Origin of the sequence: Xanthomonas sp. LMC-A-07, assembly GCF_030208825.1 — a bacterium.
Classification (GTDB): Bacteria; Pseudomonadota; Gammaproteobacteria; order Xanthomonadales; family Xanthomonadaceae; genus Xanthomonas; species Xanthomonas campestris.
In genome coordinates this window covers 121,454-137,169 of the sequence record NZ_JARVTF010000003.1, presented here as the reverse complement: position 1 = coordinate 137,169, position 15,716 = coordinate 121,454, and the positions used below count along the sequence as shown (strand labels likewise).

Here is a 15,716-nt window from a genome sequence, read left to right as displayed (position 1 = left end):
GAGCGCGCTCGCGCGCGAGAAGCTCTCCCGACAACGCCCGCCGCCCAAGGGCGCACTCAGGCGCGGAGTCTGCTGACCCCAATCCAGGGATTGCGCCAATGCAGCCCATCGACCAGGCAAGTCAACCTGCTGGCATGACTGATCCCACTTCGCCCGGACATCGCGCCCTACGCCGCGGCCGCCATTCGCTCGCGGGGCGTTGCTACCTGCTCACCACGGCAACCCACCAGCGACAGCGCCTATTCGACGATCCTCGCCTGGCTGCAACCGCATGTGGCGCATTTACCAACGCAGCGCCCGCAGATGCCACGTTGCTTGCCTGGGTATTGATGCCGGATCACGTTCACTGGCTGCTGCAGTTGGGCCATTACACGCCGCTGGCGCGGGCGGTGGCGCGCCTGAAGGCTGCGAGCACGCGTGCGGTCAACACGCAGCGTGCGATGCAGGCAACCGTCTGGGCCCGCGCTTATCACGACCATGCCGTGCGTCATGACGCGGATCTACGTGCGGTTGCACGCTATGTCATCGCCAACCCATTGCGTGCCGGCTTAGTGCAGCACCTTGGCGTCTATCCGTTCTGGGATGCGATCTGGCTGACGTAGCGGCGCGCCTGCGCGGTGAGGCACTTCTGGGAACGCTCCATCGCGCGCAAGCGCGCTCCTACAGTGATTGCGCACGGCTGTACGACCGTGATCGTGGCCTGGCTGGCACCTCCGTTCTGGAACGCGGTCTTATTGGCCTAGAAGCGAGCAGGCGCGCGGCGAGGCATCCCCAGGGAAGCCTCACCACGCGCAAGCGCGCTCCGACCGTGATGGCTTACGGCTGCACCACCGTAATCGTGGCCGGGTTGGTGCGGCCGACGCCGCGCAGGTCCGGGCGGTACATGTCTTCCACCAGGGACGGCGGCACGGTGTAGGTGCCCGGGGTGACGGCGCGCACCAGGTAGAACACCTGCGCCTTGCTGCCCGACGACAACGACAGCGCAGCCACGTAGCGGTCGTCACGGAACTCTTCATGCTTGACGTCGGCGGCGCTGGAACGCTCGCTGATGCCGATGCCGTCCACCACCACGTCGGCCCACTGCTTGGCATCGCCCAGGTTGAAGTTCTCGATCTCCAGGCCGGCTGGCAGCAGGTCGGTGAGCAAGGCGTCGCGCATGCTGGTGTTGGCGGTGATGGTGACCCGCACGATCAGCGCCTCGCCTTCCTTGAGCGCACGCGGCGTCCACGGCTTGCCGTCGGTGGTGTACCAGGTGCGTTCCACACTGAGATGGCGCGTGTCCGCCTCCGGTGCGCTGCGCGGGATGCCGGCCACTTCCAGGCTGGCGTACATCGGCGCCTCGCCTTGCGGGACGAACTGCACGCCACGCGCCAGCGCGGCGCTGTCGAAGCTACGGCCGAACAGGCGTGCCGGCGCGATCTCCTGCACCTCCCCACCCACCGTCAACGTGCCCGACACCGTCTTGCCCTGCGCCACCATCAACGCCTTGCCCAGCCGCGCCAGCGCAACCTGCTCCTGCGTACTCAGCCACAGCGAACCACCGCTGCGGCGCGCGTCCAGCGCCTGGCCCAGCGTCACCGCGCGGGTGTCGTACTCCGGCGAGGACAAGCCGCGCTCATGCAGCAACGCCATCATCAATGCATCGTCGCGGATCGCGCTGCCGTAGTCGCCGAAGTACGGCGGCCGGTCTGCGCTGTTCTTGGCGAAGCCGGCCTTGATTGCTGCCTGGCCACGCTTGGTATCGCCCTGCAGCGACAATGCCGCGCCCAGATGCACCAGCGACAACCCGGTCAGCGCCTTGTCGCGCTGGTTGTCGTACAGCGCGCGCAGCGTGCCCAGCGGCGCACGGTTCACGCGCGCCAGCACATAGCCGGACCACGCCTGGTTGGCGAACTTGAGGTTGTCGCGGCGGTCCTGGCCGTAGAACTCGTTACCGCCGGAGAGCAGATCCTCGCTGAGGCGATTGAGCGCCTTCTGCAGCACGTTGTCGGGCACCGCAAACCCGGCGTCCTTGGCATCGAGCAGGAACTCGGCGATGTACGGGGTCAGGCCCGGATTGACGTAACCATCGTCGCCCCACATCGAGAAATGCCCGCTGGCAATCTGCATCGAGGCCAGCCGGCCGAACGCGCCTTCCATGCGCTCGCGGCGGGTGGCCGCATCCAGCCCCTTGGTGCCCAGCGCCTTGGCCGTCGCCTCGTCCAGCAGCAAGGCCGCATAGCCCTTGCTGGTGGTCTGCTCGGCGCAGCCGTACGGATAGTTCAACGCATCCTGCAGCGCACTGGCGAACGGAATCGGCGGCAGCGGGCTGACCAGCATGCGCGCGGTCACCGAGCCGGCCATCAGGCCCTCGGTCAGGCCCGCATCCATGCTCACCGGTGCCAACGGATCCAGCACACGCGTCTGCGTGCGCAGCACCTGCGGCCAGCCGGCACGCACCGGCAGGTCGTAGCTGCGGTCGGCCTTGAAGCCGTTGCCGTCCACACGCACGCGCACCTTGGCCACGCTATAGCCTTCGGTGGCGGTGAGCGGAAAGCTCAGCGTCTGCTTGCCATCGGTGGCCAGCTTGACGCTGCGCGCCGCCTCGGCAATGGCCAGTGGGCCAATCCCATCCACGCGCACGTTGAACTCGCCCGGCTTGCCGGTGAAGTTCTGCACGTCCAACGTCACCGTGCTGCGGTCGCCCGGCGCCATCACGCGCGGCATGCTGGCTTCGGCCAGGATCGGCGCACGCACGATGGTTTCCATGTCGCGGTTGCCGTAGCGCGTGTCCGAGTACACCAGTGCCGAGACACGCAGCGTGCCGTTGAAATCCGGCACCGGCAGTTGCACGCGTGCATTGCCCTTGGCATCGAGTTTCACCGAGCCGGAGAACAGGTCCACCGTCTGCACGCGTGCGGTCGGGCGCTTGGCTTGTGGCAGCGCTTCCAGGGCCATGTCGCCGCCGAATTTGAGCTTGCCGCTGGCGCCTTCGAAGCTTTCGATCACCCGTCCGTAGATGTCGTAGGCATCGGTGCCCAGCCGGCGCTGCGCGAAGAACTGCGCGTTGGCATCGGGCACCGGGAAGCGGGTGATGTTGAGAATGCCCACGTCCACCGCCGAGATGGTGACGTGCGCGGCCTTGCCGGCCAGCTCCGGCACACTCACGGTCACCGGCAACGGTTGTTCGGGGCGCATCTGCTTGGGCGCTGACAGGCCCACCGCCACCCGCCGCGCCTTGCGGTCCATCGGCACGAACGCCACGCCCACCGCGCGTGCGGGCGTGATCTTGCTCGGCGCGCTGCCGCCGCGGAACACCAGCGCGGTGACGTACACGTCGTGCCGTTCCCAGGCCTCGGTGACCGGGATCTCGAAGGTGCTGCCCGGCTTGACGTCGATGTCCTGCACGTACAGCAGCTTGTCGCTTTCCACCAGCAATACGCCCTTGCCGGCATGCGGCGGGGTCAGCGTGACCTTGAGCGTGTCGCCGGCGCGGTAGCCGGTCTTGTCCAGCGCCAGCTTGACCTTGTCCGGGCGCGCGTCCAGGCCGCGGTTTTCGTCATTCCAGCTCCAGCCGGCGCGGAATGGATAGCGCGTGGTCAGGCCGGTGGCCGGGTCGAACACGTCCAGACGGTACTCACCCCACTCCACCGGGAAATCGAGCTTGGCATTGCCGCTGCCGACATCGATCGTGCGGGTGTCCTTGTTCTCGAAGCGGCGGGTGAAGTCGTAATCCCAATGGTCGTCGGTGTAGTTCCAGTGGTAGTCGCGCAGTTCGCGCACCAAGGTGGCCTTGAGCCCCTTGGCCGGCTGCGGCTTGCCCTCGGCATCCACGCGGGTGATCTCGAAGCGCGCGTTGCTGTTGGCATCGGCGCCGTCGGTGTCATCGAACAACGGGCGAACGCCGACCAGCGCCTTGGCCGGCCACAGCACGCGCTTGATGGTGCGGGTCACGGTGCGCCCGCCGGTCTCGTACACGCTGCCCGACACCACTGCGGCAATGGTGCTGACCGGCTTGGCTTCGTCCGGCAGGGCGATGTCTTCGCGCAACACGCCATCGCCGCCGAATTCGGTGTCGATCACGTCCTTGGCTTCGCGCGGCAGCTCCAGCGTGGGGTCGCCGAAGAACCAACCCGGCAACGACTCCAGCGGATGCTGCTCAACGCTCACCGCCAGCTTGGCGGTGAAGCGGTTGCCATCGGCCGGCGCGCCGTACAGATACGCGGCATTGGCAATCAGGGTGAAGGGCTTGCCGGCACTCAAGGTCTTTTGCGCGGCGTCCAGGTCCAGCTTCATGCGTTCGGGCAGGAACTCTTCCACGCGCACGGTCATGCCCTGCACGGCGTCCTTGCTGCCCGGGTCGGTGCGGAATTCCACCTGCCAGCGGCCGGTCGGCGCATCGGCGGGAATCTGCTGGGTGAATTCGAAATAGCCCTGCTCACCCGGCTGCAGCTTGGTTTCGCGGAAGGTCTTGCCGTCGGGCTGCTTGAGCCGCAGGAACACCGGCTGGCCGCCCTTAGTCGGCCCGCTGGTGGGCTTGCCATCGTTGTCGCGCAGGATCGCCGACACGCGCATGGTCTCGCCGGGGCGATACAGGTCGCGGCCGGCCCAGGCGAACACGTCGAACCAGGCGCCTTCGCGCCCGGCCACGGCAAATTCGCTCAGATCCAGCGCCGGCTGGTTGAACGGCAGCATCGAAATATCGGTCTTGCTGCGCGCCACCAGCACGTGGCTGGCGTCGAGTGTGTAGTTGAGCAACGCATTGCCGTTGGCGTCGGTGCTGCCCTTGAGGAACAGCTCGCCCTTGGCATCGAGGATGCGCAGTTCCACGTTCTTGGCCGGCTCCCCGCTCTGCAGCGAGGCGGTGTGCACGAACAGCTTGTCCTTGTAGGCGCGCGTGTGCAGGCCGATGTCGCTGACGGTGAAGAAAGCGGTGTCGAATTCGTTCTCGAAGGTGCCGGCGCGCTTCATCACCGCGAAGTACAGGCCCGGCTCCTGCAGCTCCTTGATGTCCTGCGTGGGCAGGTAGGTCAGCACGCGCTCGTTCTGCTTGCCGCCCAGGATGAAGCGGTTGACGTAGATCGGGTCGGCCAGTTTGGACAGCGGTGCGTTCTCGCTGTACTCGTTTTCCAGGTCCCAGCTGCCGCGTCGGCCGCCGCGCTGGAACTGGTGGAAGAACGCCGGCAGCGACTTCTCGCGCACGCGCAAAAATTCCACGTCCACTTCCGGCACGTTTACCGACACCACGGGCAGGCCGCGGCTTTCACGCGCCGGCAGCACGCTGCCCTGCGAGGCGAAGCCGGCCACCGGCTTCAACTCACCGGTGTAGACCTTCTGCTTGAGGGGTTTACCCAGGCGGCTGCCATCGGCGGCGAGCAGGTTGGCGGCGATCAGGACGGTATAGTCCTTGGCCGCTTCCACGTACGGGTAGCGCAGCGTCTTGCCGTCGTCAGACAGCGACCAGCTGCTGTCGCCGTTGCCGACCTTTTCCTCGAAGCGCACCAGCGCATCGAAGTCCTGCGTGCCCACCAGCGGCCGCGAGAACTCCAGCGCCAGCGACAGGCCGTCGCTGGTCTGATCGGGGTAAGCGCGCGCCAGGCCAAAGCCGGTGATGCCCTGCTTGTCGGCCTTGATCGCCTCGCCGCTGGCAGTGGGCAGCTGGCCGCTTTCGTTGCGCTTGCACGCCACGCTCCCCAGCGCCACCGTCAGCAACACCACCCACAGCAGCATCCGCCGCACGCCCGACGACGTCATCCCTGATTCCTGCCTGTCCATTCGCGCTACCCCATGACTGAGGCGGCAAGTATAGCGACGTGCTTCACGCCGCCGATGTCGGATATGTGGCCGGTCGCGGACTTGCCGATGGGCGGTGAGCCTGCGCTGCGGTAGATGCGTGGCGATGGCAACGACGCGTCCGACCCGCGATGCAGTGGCTTTTTAGCCGCACGTTTTAGATGCAGTCAAAAGACTGATTGGTCGAGGGCGCGGTGCCCCCGCCGCTAGCGGGACACGCCGTGAATCCGTCCATGGAGGCTCAATAGCGGCATCCATGCCGCTACATGGTCCCGCAATCGGCGAGGACACCGCACCAGAGTCTGAGTCGGTTGTGTTGTAGAAAACATGCACACCGACACTCTCGACTGGTCCTTGCCCGCCCGCCGTCGCGGGACCTTACGCGGCATGGATGCCGCGTAAGAGCCTACAAGGACGTACTTGCGGCGTGTCCCGCGATGGTGGGCGGGCAAGGGCCCTGCAGCAACGTTGCAATTCAGCGGCGCTGCAAAAGACCGGTGTGAAGCGTTTGTTCGCCGCTCTCAGTGCAGTTGCAACAACGTGCGCATATACATATCGATCAACGCCGGCTTGTCCGCGCGCAGGCAAGCCTGCACGTTCGGCGTGCCCGTGCCTTCGCGCGTGTAGCCCTGCGTATCGACTTCCAGATGCAATGGCGTCGTCGGGCATAGCTGCGGTTGCAGCAGCCAGGCCACCGGCACCACGTCGAACAACGTGGGCGTGGCGCTGGCCCAGGGCTGGTCGGTATTGCGCCACTGGTAGTACAGCTGGGTGAGTGCATCGGTCAGGCCATCGCCCTGTGCAAACAGGGCAACGCGCTCGGGTTCTTCCAGCGTGATCTGGGTGGCGTCCAGCGGCAGCAGCACGATCGGCACGCCAGCGGCGAACACCCGTTGCGCGGCGGGCACATCGGCCAACAGGTTGTACTCCGGCACCGGCGCGCTGGCCGGGCGGTACGCCGACTTGCCGTAGCCCACCCGCACCGAGCCGCCCATCGCAACGATGCGCTTGAGCTTGGCAAACCCTGCCGGGTCGCGCTGCTGTGCACGCGCCGCATCGGTCATCGGCCCCAGCACCAGCAAGGTCACCTCGCCGGGATGCAGGCGCGCCTGCTGCAGGATCATCGCCGCCGCATCCGGCAGCTTGCCTGGTAGCTGCCCCTTGGCCGCCCAACGCGCCTGGCTGAAGGGAATCGTGCTGGTGGTGCGCTCGCCCACCGCCAACGGAATTTCGCTGCGTCCGGCCTGCCGCAACAGCCGCTGCAGCAACTGCGCGCGCAGCATGGTGTCGCCCCAGGCCGAGGCGATGCCCAGCACCTGCAGCTGCGGGCTGCGCAGCAGCAGGCCCAGCGCGAAGGCGTCGTCGATGTCATCGCCGATATCGGTGGACACCACCACGCGCTCGGCCGCGGCCATGGCCGGCACTGTCTGCGCCTGCGCCGCCGCTGCCTGCACACCGCTGCACGCCAGCATCCCGCACAGGCCCACCGCTATCAGCCACCTCGTTGCCCACCGTTGTCGCATCACTGCACTCCACCACAAAAAAAACCGCCGGCATGATAGCCGGCGGCCTGGATCGCTCACCTCACACCGGCCATCAGAAATTGGCGCGGAACTGTGCACCGACGATGCGCGGGTCGTTGATGAAACCGGTGAGGTTGTTGAAGTCGATCGCACCGGTGGCGCGGATCTGGTTGGTGCAGTTGCGGCAGAACACCGACAGCTCGTACGCACCGGCGCCCCAGTTGTAGCCGATCTTCGCACCGCCTTCGACCAGCGGCTGGCCGACGAACTCACGCGAGTCGTACAGGAAGAAGTTCACTTCGCTGCGGTAGGACCAGTCGGTGTAGAAGAACAGCTCGCCGTCATCGCCCATCGGGATGCCGTAGCGCAGCGTGGCGTTAGCCATCCACTTGGATGCCTGCGGCAGCGCATTGCCATCGATGATGGCGTTGCCGGCGGCGTTGAGCGGGTCGGTCACGGTGCAGGTGCGGCACACGCCCACCGACAGGGTCGGGTCTTCGATGCGGGTCCAGTTGTAGGCACCGCCGGCGGTCACACGCAGGTTCTGGGTGATCAGCGCTTCGAAGTCGAACTCGGCACCGCGTGCCTTGGTCTTGTCGGCGTTGAGCAGACGCACATCGTTGGAGGCGCCGCCCACTGCGGTGAGCTGCTGGTTCTTCACCCGGAAGTCGTAGACGTCGAAGCTGATGCGGGCGCGGTTGTCGAACAGGTCGGACTTGATGCCGATCTCGAACGAATCCACCGTCTCCGGCTCGGCCACGGTCAGCGGTGCGGTGCCCGAAGGCACGCCGAAGCTGGCGCCGCGGAAACCGCGTGCGGCACGTGCGTAGACGTTGACCGCATCGTTGATGGCGAAGGTCGCCGCCACATCGCCGGTGACCTTGGAGTTGTCGGTCTCGCCGCTGGAGGGTTCCACCAGCGTGACGCGGTCCAACGCCAGCACGTCGAAGGTCTTCTTGTCGTAGGTGTACCGGATGCCGGCGCGCAGGTTCAGGCGGTCGGTGGCGGCATAGTTCAACGAGCCGAACGCTGCCCACGAGGTATTGCGCTGACGGGTCAGCTGGTAGCTGGCCAGGTCGCCGCCGCTGAAGGTGTTGTAGGTGTAGTTCTCGCCTTCCACATCGTCATGGAAGTAGTACAGGCCGGCCTGCCAGTTGAGCGGGCCCGCGTACTGCGATTCGGCACGCAGCTCCTGGCTGTACTGGTCCAGGCTCTTGATGCCGCCGGCGGTTTCCACCGGGAACGGGATCGGGCCGGGACCGGACGGCGGCGCGAACACTGCGCCGAAGCCGCCGTCGATGTCGCCGCGGCTGTAGTACTTGCCGATGCCTTCATAGGCGGTGATCGAGTGCAACGCAATGTCGCCCAGGTCCCAGCTCAGATTGGCGCTGCCGCCGTAGGTCTGCAGTTCCTGGTTGTTGGCGCCATCGATGGAGGCACGCTCCGGATCGAAGCCATCCACCAGCTGGTTGGTGCCCGGCTGGAAGATGTTGGCGCGGAACAGACGCGCGGTGCCGTCCAAGTGGCGGGCATGCGCGTTGAACAGCGCGCTGAACGTGTCGCTGCCCTGGTACAGCAGCTGCAGGCGCACGGCCGAGTCGGTATAGCCTTCCAGATCACGGCCGTCGCGGTTTTCCACCCAGTCGTCGCGGCGCTGGCCCAGCGTGGACAGACGCGCCGCCCAATGCTCGCCCATGGCGATGCTCAGGCCGCTTTCCAGGGTCATGGTGCCGTAGGTGCCGTAGGACAGGCTGGCGTAGCCGTCATTGGCGCCGATGGTCGGCTTGACCGAATTGAACTTGACCACGCCGGCCGGCGTGTTGCGGCCGAACAGCGTGCCCTGCGGGCCGCGCAGCACTTCCAGGCCTTCCAGATCGAAGATCGGGAAGCCCTTGAGGAAGGCGTTTTCCTGCACCACGTCGTCGTACACCAACGACACCGGCTGCGAGGCGTAGGTGTTGAAGTCGGTGTTGCCGTAGCCGCGGATATACACGCGCGGGAACACACGCCCGTTGGAGGATTCGATATTCAGGCTGGGCGCCTTGCCGGCCAGCACGCGGATGTCCGAGCCGCTGGTGGAGATGGCATCCAGGAATTCCGGACGCAGCACGCTGGCGGACACCGGCACGTCCTTGGAGTCTTCCGAGCGGCGCTCCACCGTGACCTTGACCGCGTCCAGACGCGCAATGCCGTCATCGCTGGGCGCCTGCTGGGCCGCAGCGTAGAACGGAAGAAGGGAAGCGACGGCAACGGCGAGCGCGCTGACCTGAAGCGACCGGCTGGCTGACATGGGAGGACTCCGGATTCTGGTGACGGGGCGGCCTGGCTTTCATGCCGCGTTGCAACAGAATTAACACGATTTACACAAATATGGCAGAGCGCGTGCGAAAAAGTTTTCGGAATTCGAAATAGCGTTCTAATTAATGCAACAGGGGCTTGCAATTTCTGCGTTGCAGCCCCGCTGGCGGCAGCGGTACGACACAGCTGCCGCCCCTTGGATCAGCGCAGCGACGCGGACTTCAGGCTTGTTTCGCTGCGCCGATTACCCCATCCCGGCAGCATCAACCGGCGCCCTTACCCACCCTTCCATCAGCACGCGCGCACTGCGGCTCATCAACGCCTTGGTGACCTGCCACTGCCCGCCTACCTGGGTCGCCTCGGCGCCCACGCGCAAGGTGCCCGACGGGTGCCCGAAGCGCACCGCCGAGCGCGCCGCGCCGCCGGCGGCCAGATTGACCAGGGTCCCGGGCACAGCGGCGGCGGTGCCGATCGCCACCGCGGCGGTCCCCATCATGGCGTGGTGCAATTTGCCCATCGACATCGCGCGCACCAGCAGATCGACCTCGGCCGCATGCACCGGCTTGCCGCTGGAGGCGGTGTAGTCGGCCGGCGGCGCCACGAAAGCCACTTTCGGGGTGTGCTGGCGCGTGGCCGCATCCTCCACGCGTGCGATCAGGCCCATGCGCACCGCGCCGTGTGCGCGCAGGGTTTCGAACATGGTCAGCGCGCGCGGGTCGCCATTGATGGCGTCCTGCAGCTCGGTGCCGGTGTAGCCCAGGTCGCGCGCGTTGACGAAGATGGTGGGAATGCCGGCGTTGATCAGGGTGGCGTCGATGGTGCCCAGGCCGGGGACCTCCAGCGCATCGATCAGGTTGCCGGTGGGAAACATCGCCCCGCCCTCGCCTTCGGCAGCATCGGCCGGGTCCAGGAATTCCAGTTGCACTTCGGCCGCCGGAAAGGTCACGCCATCCAGTTCGAAGTCGCCGGTTTCCTGCACCTGGCCTGCGCGCATCGGTACGTGCGCCACGATGGTCTTGCCGATGTTGGCCTGCCAGATCCGCACCGTGGCCACGCCATCGCTCGGCACGCGTGCCGCATCGACCAGGCCATTGGCAATCGCGAACGGCCCCACCGCCGCCGACAGATTGCCGCAGTTGCCGCTCCAGTCCACGAAGGCACTGTCGATGGACACCTGCCCGAACAGATAGTCCACGTCGTGCCCCGGCCGCATGCTGGCGCAGACAATCACGCTCTTGCTGGTGCTCGACGTCGCCCCGCCCATGCCATCGATCTGCTTGCCATACGGATCCGGGCTACCGATCACCCGCAGCAACAACGCATCGCGCGCCGGCCCCGGCTGTTGTGCGGCAGGCGGAAGATCCTGCAGGCGGAAGAACACGCCCTTGCTGGTGCCGCCGCGCAGGTAGGTGGCGGGGATGCGGAATTGGGGCAAATGGGTCATGTCTGCTCGGTGAGGTCGAATTGAGTTGTGTGCATGGACACGTCCGGTGCAGCAGCGCCGCGTGCTTGGCTTGGCGGGGCTGCGTGCCAGGCGTTACGGATGTGCGCTCATCCACGCAGGAATATCGCGTTGCACGTGCAGGACACGCCAGATGACGATGTCGGTTGCACGCTCGTTGTAGAACAGCAGATAGGGAAACCGCTTGAGCGGCCAGACACGAATCTGCGGCAGCTTCAGCACCACCGCGTGGCGGCTCGAACCGGCCGCCGGATTGCGCATGAGCGTGGTCACCGCCGACTCCAGTGCTTTGGTAAAGGCTAATTCCAGCGCCAGCCCGCCCTCGGCGCCGTACCAGGCGGCGGCCTCGTCGACATCGCGCAGCGCCAAGGGGCGCCAGCGCGCCGGCTTCATTTTCCTGCAGCGCGCTGATGCGCGCGCGCGCGCATGCTGTCAAAGAAGTCGGCCTCCATCGCAACAGCAGGCCCGGACTCTGCGCCGTCCAGCAACAGCGCGCGCAGGCTTTGCGCATCACGTTGCATACGGATCAGCTCGCGCAGATATTCGCTGCTCGAGCCGTAGGCATGTTCCAGGACCTGCTGGTCGACAAATTCCTTGAGCTCGTCCGGGAGCGAGATGTTCATGGTGGCCATGCAGCGATCCGATGGCAAAGATTGCCAAAGTGTGCCTCCCGGCAGCGGCATCGGCAAGCCGCTGCGCGAGACGTACTGGCGCATCTTCAGGCAGCCTTGGTTGCTTCCAGAAAATCCTGTGCAAACCGCTGCAGCACACCGCCCGCCTCGTAGATCGACACTTCTTCTGCGGTATCCAGGCGGCAGGTCACCGGCACCTGCAGCTGCTCGCCGTTGCGTCGATGCACCGACAGCGTCAGCGTTGCGCCCGGGGCGCGTTCACCGACTACATCGAACGTCTCGCTGCCATCGATACCCAGCATCTTGCGGTCGGTCCCCGGCTTGAACTCCAGCGGCAACACGCCCATGCCGATCAGGTTGGTACGGTGAATCCGCTCGAACCCTTCGGCCACGATCGCCTCCACACCGGCCAGCCGCACGCCCTTGGCCGCCCAATCGCGCGACGAGCCTTGCCCGTAATCGGCACCGGCAATGATGATCAGCGGCTGCTTGCGCTGCATGTAGGTTTCGATCGCCTCCCACATGCGTAGCACTTGCCCTTCCGGCTCTAGCCGCGCCAGCGAACCGGCCGTGACCTGGCCATCGACCACCGCCATTTCATTCACCAGCTTGGGGTTGGCAAAGGTCGCCCGCTGCGCGGTGAGATGGTCGCCGCGGTGGGTGGCGTAGGAATTGAAGTCTTCTTCCGGCACGCCCATCTGCGTGAGGTATTCACCGGCCGCACTGCTGGCGAGAATCGCATTGGACGGCGAGAGATGATCGGTGGTGATGTTGTCGCCCAACACCGCCAGCGGGCGCATGCCCTGCAAGGTGCGCGCACCTGCCAACGCGCCCTCCCAATACGGTGGGCGGCGGATGTAGGTGCTCTGCGCGCGCCAGTCGTACAACGGGCTGACGCGTGCACCTTGCAGGCGACCGCGCTTGAACATCGGCTCGTACACGCTGCGGAAATGCTCCGGCTTCACGCTGCGCGCCACCACCGCATCGATCTCCGCATCGCTGGGCCATAGGTCCTTGAGCGTGACCGGCACACCCTCGGCATCCACGCCCAGGACATCCTTCTCGATATCGAAGCGCACCGTGCCGGCGATGGCGTAGGCAATCACCAACGGCGGCGACGCGAGAAAAGCCTGCTTCGCGTACGGGTGAATGCGCCCATCGAAATTGCGGTTGCCCGACAACACCGCGGTGGCATACAGGTCGCGCTCGATGATTTCCTGCTGGATCACCGGGTCCAGCGCGCCGCTCATGCCGTTGCAGGTGGTGCAGGCGAACGCCACGATGCCGAAGCCCAGCTGCTCCAGCTCGCCCAGCAAGCCGGCCTCTTCCAGATACAGCTGCACCGCCTTGGAACCGGGTGCCAGCGAACTCTTCACCCATGGTTTGCGCGTAAGACCGCGCGCATTCGCATTGCGCGCCAGCAAGCCGGCGGCGATGACGTTGCGCGGATTGGAGGTATTGGTGCACGAGGTAATCGCCGCGATGATGACCGCGCCGTCGGGCATCTGCCCGGGCACCTGCTCCCACGCAGCGGCAATGCCACGGCTGGCCAGCTCGCTGGTCGCCACCCGCTTGTGCGGGTTCGACGGCCCGGCCATGTTGCGCACCACGCTGGACAGATCGAACTGCAGCACGCGCTCGTACTGCGCGGTGACCAGATCGTCGGCCCACAGGCCAGTCTGGCGTGCGTAGGTTTCCACCAGCGCAATCTGCGTGTCTTCGCGCCCGGTCAGGCGCAGGTAGTCCAGCGTTTGCTGGTCGATGTAGAACATCGCCGCAGTGGCGCCGAACTCCGGCGTCATGTTGGAAATGGTGGCACGGTCGCCGATGGTCAGCGCACTGGCGCCCGCACCGTAGAACTCCAGGTACGCGCCCACCACGCGCTGCTGGCGCAGGAATTCGGTCAGCGCCAGCACGATGTCGGTAGCGGTGATACCCGGCGCCGGCCGCCCCAGCAACTCCACACCAATGATGTCCGGCAGCCGCATCCACGAAGCGCGGCCGAGCATCACGTTCTCCGCTTCCAGGCCACCAACGCCCACGGCAATCACGCCCAACGCATCCACATGCGGGGTGTGGCTGTCGGTGCCCACGCAGGTATCCGGAAACGCTACGCCGTCCTGCACGTAGATCACCGGCGACATTTTTTCCAGATTGATCTGATGCATGATCCCGTTGCCCGGCGGGATCACTTCCACGTTCTCGAATGCCCGCTTGGTCCATTCGATGAAGTGAAACCGGTCGGCATTGCGGCGGTCTTCCACGCCACGATTCTTGGCGAAGGCCTGCTTGTCGAAGCCGGCATATTCCACCGCCAGCGAGTGATCCACGATCAACTGCACCGGCACCACCGGATTGACCTGCGCCGGGTCGCCGCCCTGCTCCGCAATGGCATCACGCAAGCCGGCCAGATCCACCAATGCGGTCTGCCCGAGGATGTCGTGACAGACCACGCGCGCCGGAAACCACGGGAAATCCAGGTCGCGCTTGCGCTCGATCAATTGCCGCAGATAGGCGTCCACGTGTTGCGGGTCGGCGCGGCGCACCAGGTTTTCGGCATGCACGCGCGCGGTGTACGGCAGCGTGGCATACGCACCGGGCTGCAATGCATCCACAGCGGCGCGGGCATCGAAATAGTCCAACGAGGTGCCCGGCAAGGGCTTGCGGTACGAGTTGTTCATGGCTGGCGACATCACGAAGCGGGCGGGGGCTTTGGAGCGGGAATCGGGAATCGGGAATCGGGAATCGGGAAAAGCTGCACGGCTGTGCGGTGTTTGCAAGTACAAAGTTGCGCTGTTTTCCGGCTATCTGCTCAAGAAGCAACCGGTCAACAGCGCAACCTGCAATGCCTGCTCAGGCGCGCTGATCCAGCGGCACAAACGCCTGGTCTTCCGGCCCGGTGTAGTTGGCCGAGGGGCGGATGATCTTGCCGTCCACGCGCTGCTCGATGATGTGCGCGCTCCAACCGGCCGTGCGTGCCAGTACGAACAGCGGTGTAAACATCGCCGTCGGCACGCCCATCATGTGGTAGCTCACCGCACTGAACCAATCCAGGTTCGGGAACATCTTCTTGATGTCCCACATCACCGTTTCCAGGCGCTCGGCGATGTCGTACATCTTGCGGCTGCCCTGCTCGTCCGACAGCTCGCGGGCCACGTCCTTGATCACCTTGTTGCGGGGGTCGGACACCGTGTAGACCGGGTGGCCGAAGCCGATCACCACTTCCTTGCGCTCCACCCGTGCCTTGATGTCGGCCTCGGCCTCATCCGGCGTGTCGTAGCGCTTCTGCACTTCGAATGCCACTTCGTTGGCGCCGCCGTGCTTGGGGCCACGCAGCGCGCCGATGCCGCCGGCAATGGCGCTGTACATGTCGCTGCCGGTGCCGGCGATGACGCGGCTCGCAAACGTCGACGCATTGAATTCGTGCTCGGCGTACAGGATCAGGCTGGTGTGCATCGCGCGCACCCACGATTCCTTCGGCGCGAAACCGTGCAACAAGTGCAGGAAATGCCCACCGATCGAATCGTCGTCGGTCTCTACCTCGATGCGCTTGCCGTTGTGGCTGTAGTGATACCAGTACAGCAGCATCGAGCCCAGGCTGGCCATCAGCTTGTCGGCGATGTCGCGCGCACCTGGATGGTTGTGGTCGTCCTTTTCCGGCTGCAGGCAGCCGAGCACGGAGACGCCGGTGCGCATCACATCCATCGGGTGCGCCGAGGGCGGCAGCTGTTCCAGCGCAGTTTTCACCGCCGCCGGCACGCCGCGCAGCGAGCGCAGCTTGGCCTTGTAGCCACGCAGCTCGCCACTGTTGGGGAGCTTGCCGTGCACCAGCAGATACGCGATCTCTTCGAATTCGCTGCTGGTGGCCAGATCCAGAATGTCGTAACCACGGTAGTGCAGATCGTTGCCGCTGCGCCCCACGGTGCACAGCGCGGTATTGCCGGCAGCGGTGCCGGACAGGGCAACCGATTTCTTCGGCTTGAAACCAGGAATGACGGTGTCGTTCATGCGATGACCTCTTCAGATATG

The 15,716-nt window shown here is 65.8% G+C and carries 9 protein-coding genes; 1 reads left to right on the top strand and 8 read right to left on the bottom strand.

The window, feature by feature from the left end:
- The first annotated feature begins 134 nt into the window (after positions 1-134).
- Complete coding sequence (locus QRM89_RS02445; RefSeq protein ID WP_285447194.1) at positions 135-602, top strand: transposase; 468 nt, start codon at positions 135-137, stop codon at positions 600-602.
- A gap of 214 nt (positions 603-816) precedes the next feature.
- Here QRM89_RS02445 and QRM89_RS02440 read toward each other — a convergent pair whose 3' ends face one another.
- The 8 genes from QRM89_RS02440 to prpC form a co-directional block, all read right to left on the bottom strand.
- The gene (locus QRM89_RS02440) at positions 817-5,733 is read right to left on the bottom strand and encodes an alpha-2-macroglobulin (RefSeq protein ID WP_285447193.1); all 4,917 of its coding nucleotides are present in this window, start codon (positions 5,731-5,733) and stop codon (positions 817-819) included.
- A gap of 560 nt (positions 5,734-6,293) precedes the next feature.
- Positions 6,294-7,187, bottom strand: a complete 894-nt coding sequence (locus tag QRM89_RS02435) for a nucleoside hydrolase (protein ID WP_285447232.1) — start codon at positions 7,185-7,187, stop codon at positions 6,294-6,296.
- A 181-nt stretch (positions 7,188-7,368) separates the two neighbouring features.
- Positions 7,369-9,585, bottom strand: a complete 2,217-nt coding sequence (locus QRM89_RS02430; protein WP_011036237.1) for a TonB-dependent receptor — start codon at positions 9,583-9,585, stop codon at positions 7,369-7,371.
- A gap of 252 nt (positions 9,586-9,837) precedes the next feature.
- Positions 9,838-11,037 carry a 2-methylaconitate cis-trans isomerase PrpF gene (gene prpF / locus QRM89_RS02425; RefSeq protein ID WP_285447192.1) on the bottom strand — a complete coding sequence of 400 codons (1,200 nt, stop codon included), beginning with the start codon at positions 11,035-11,037 and terminating at the stop codon, positions 9,838-9,840.
- Between the two features lie 93 nt (positions 11,038-11,130).
- Complete coding sequence (locus QRM89_RS02420; protein WP_285447191.1) at positions 11,131-11,448, bottom strand: type II toxin-antitoxin system RelE/ParE family toxin; 318 nt, start codon at positions 11,446-11,448, stop codon at positions 11,131-11,133.
- Complete coding sequence (locus QRM89_RS02415; RefSeq protein WP_019237897.1) at positions 11,445-11,687, bottom strand: type II toxin-antitoxin system ParD family antitoxin; 243 nt, start codon at positions 11,685-11,687, stop codon at positions 11,445-11,447. Before QRM89_RS02415 ends, QRM89_RS02420 begins: the two co-directional genes overlap by 4 nt.
- A gap of 86 nt (positions 11,688-11,773) precedes the next feature.
- On the bottom strand, positions 11,774-14,368 hold the full coding sequence (acnD, locus tag QRM89_RS02410; RefSeq protein WP_285447190.1) for a Fe/S-dependent 2-methylisocitrate dehydratase AcnD: 2,595 nt from the start codon (positions 14,366-14,368) through the stop codon (positions 11,774-11,776).
- A gap of 172 nt (positions 14,369-14,540) precedes the next feature.
- Complete coding sequence (gene prpC / locus QRM89_RS02405; protein WP_011036232.1) at positions 14,541-15,695, bottom strand: 2-methylcitrate synthase; 1,155 nt, start codon at positions 15,693-15,695, stop codon at positions 14,541-14,543.
- Positions 15,696-15,716: the final 21 nt, after the last annotated feature.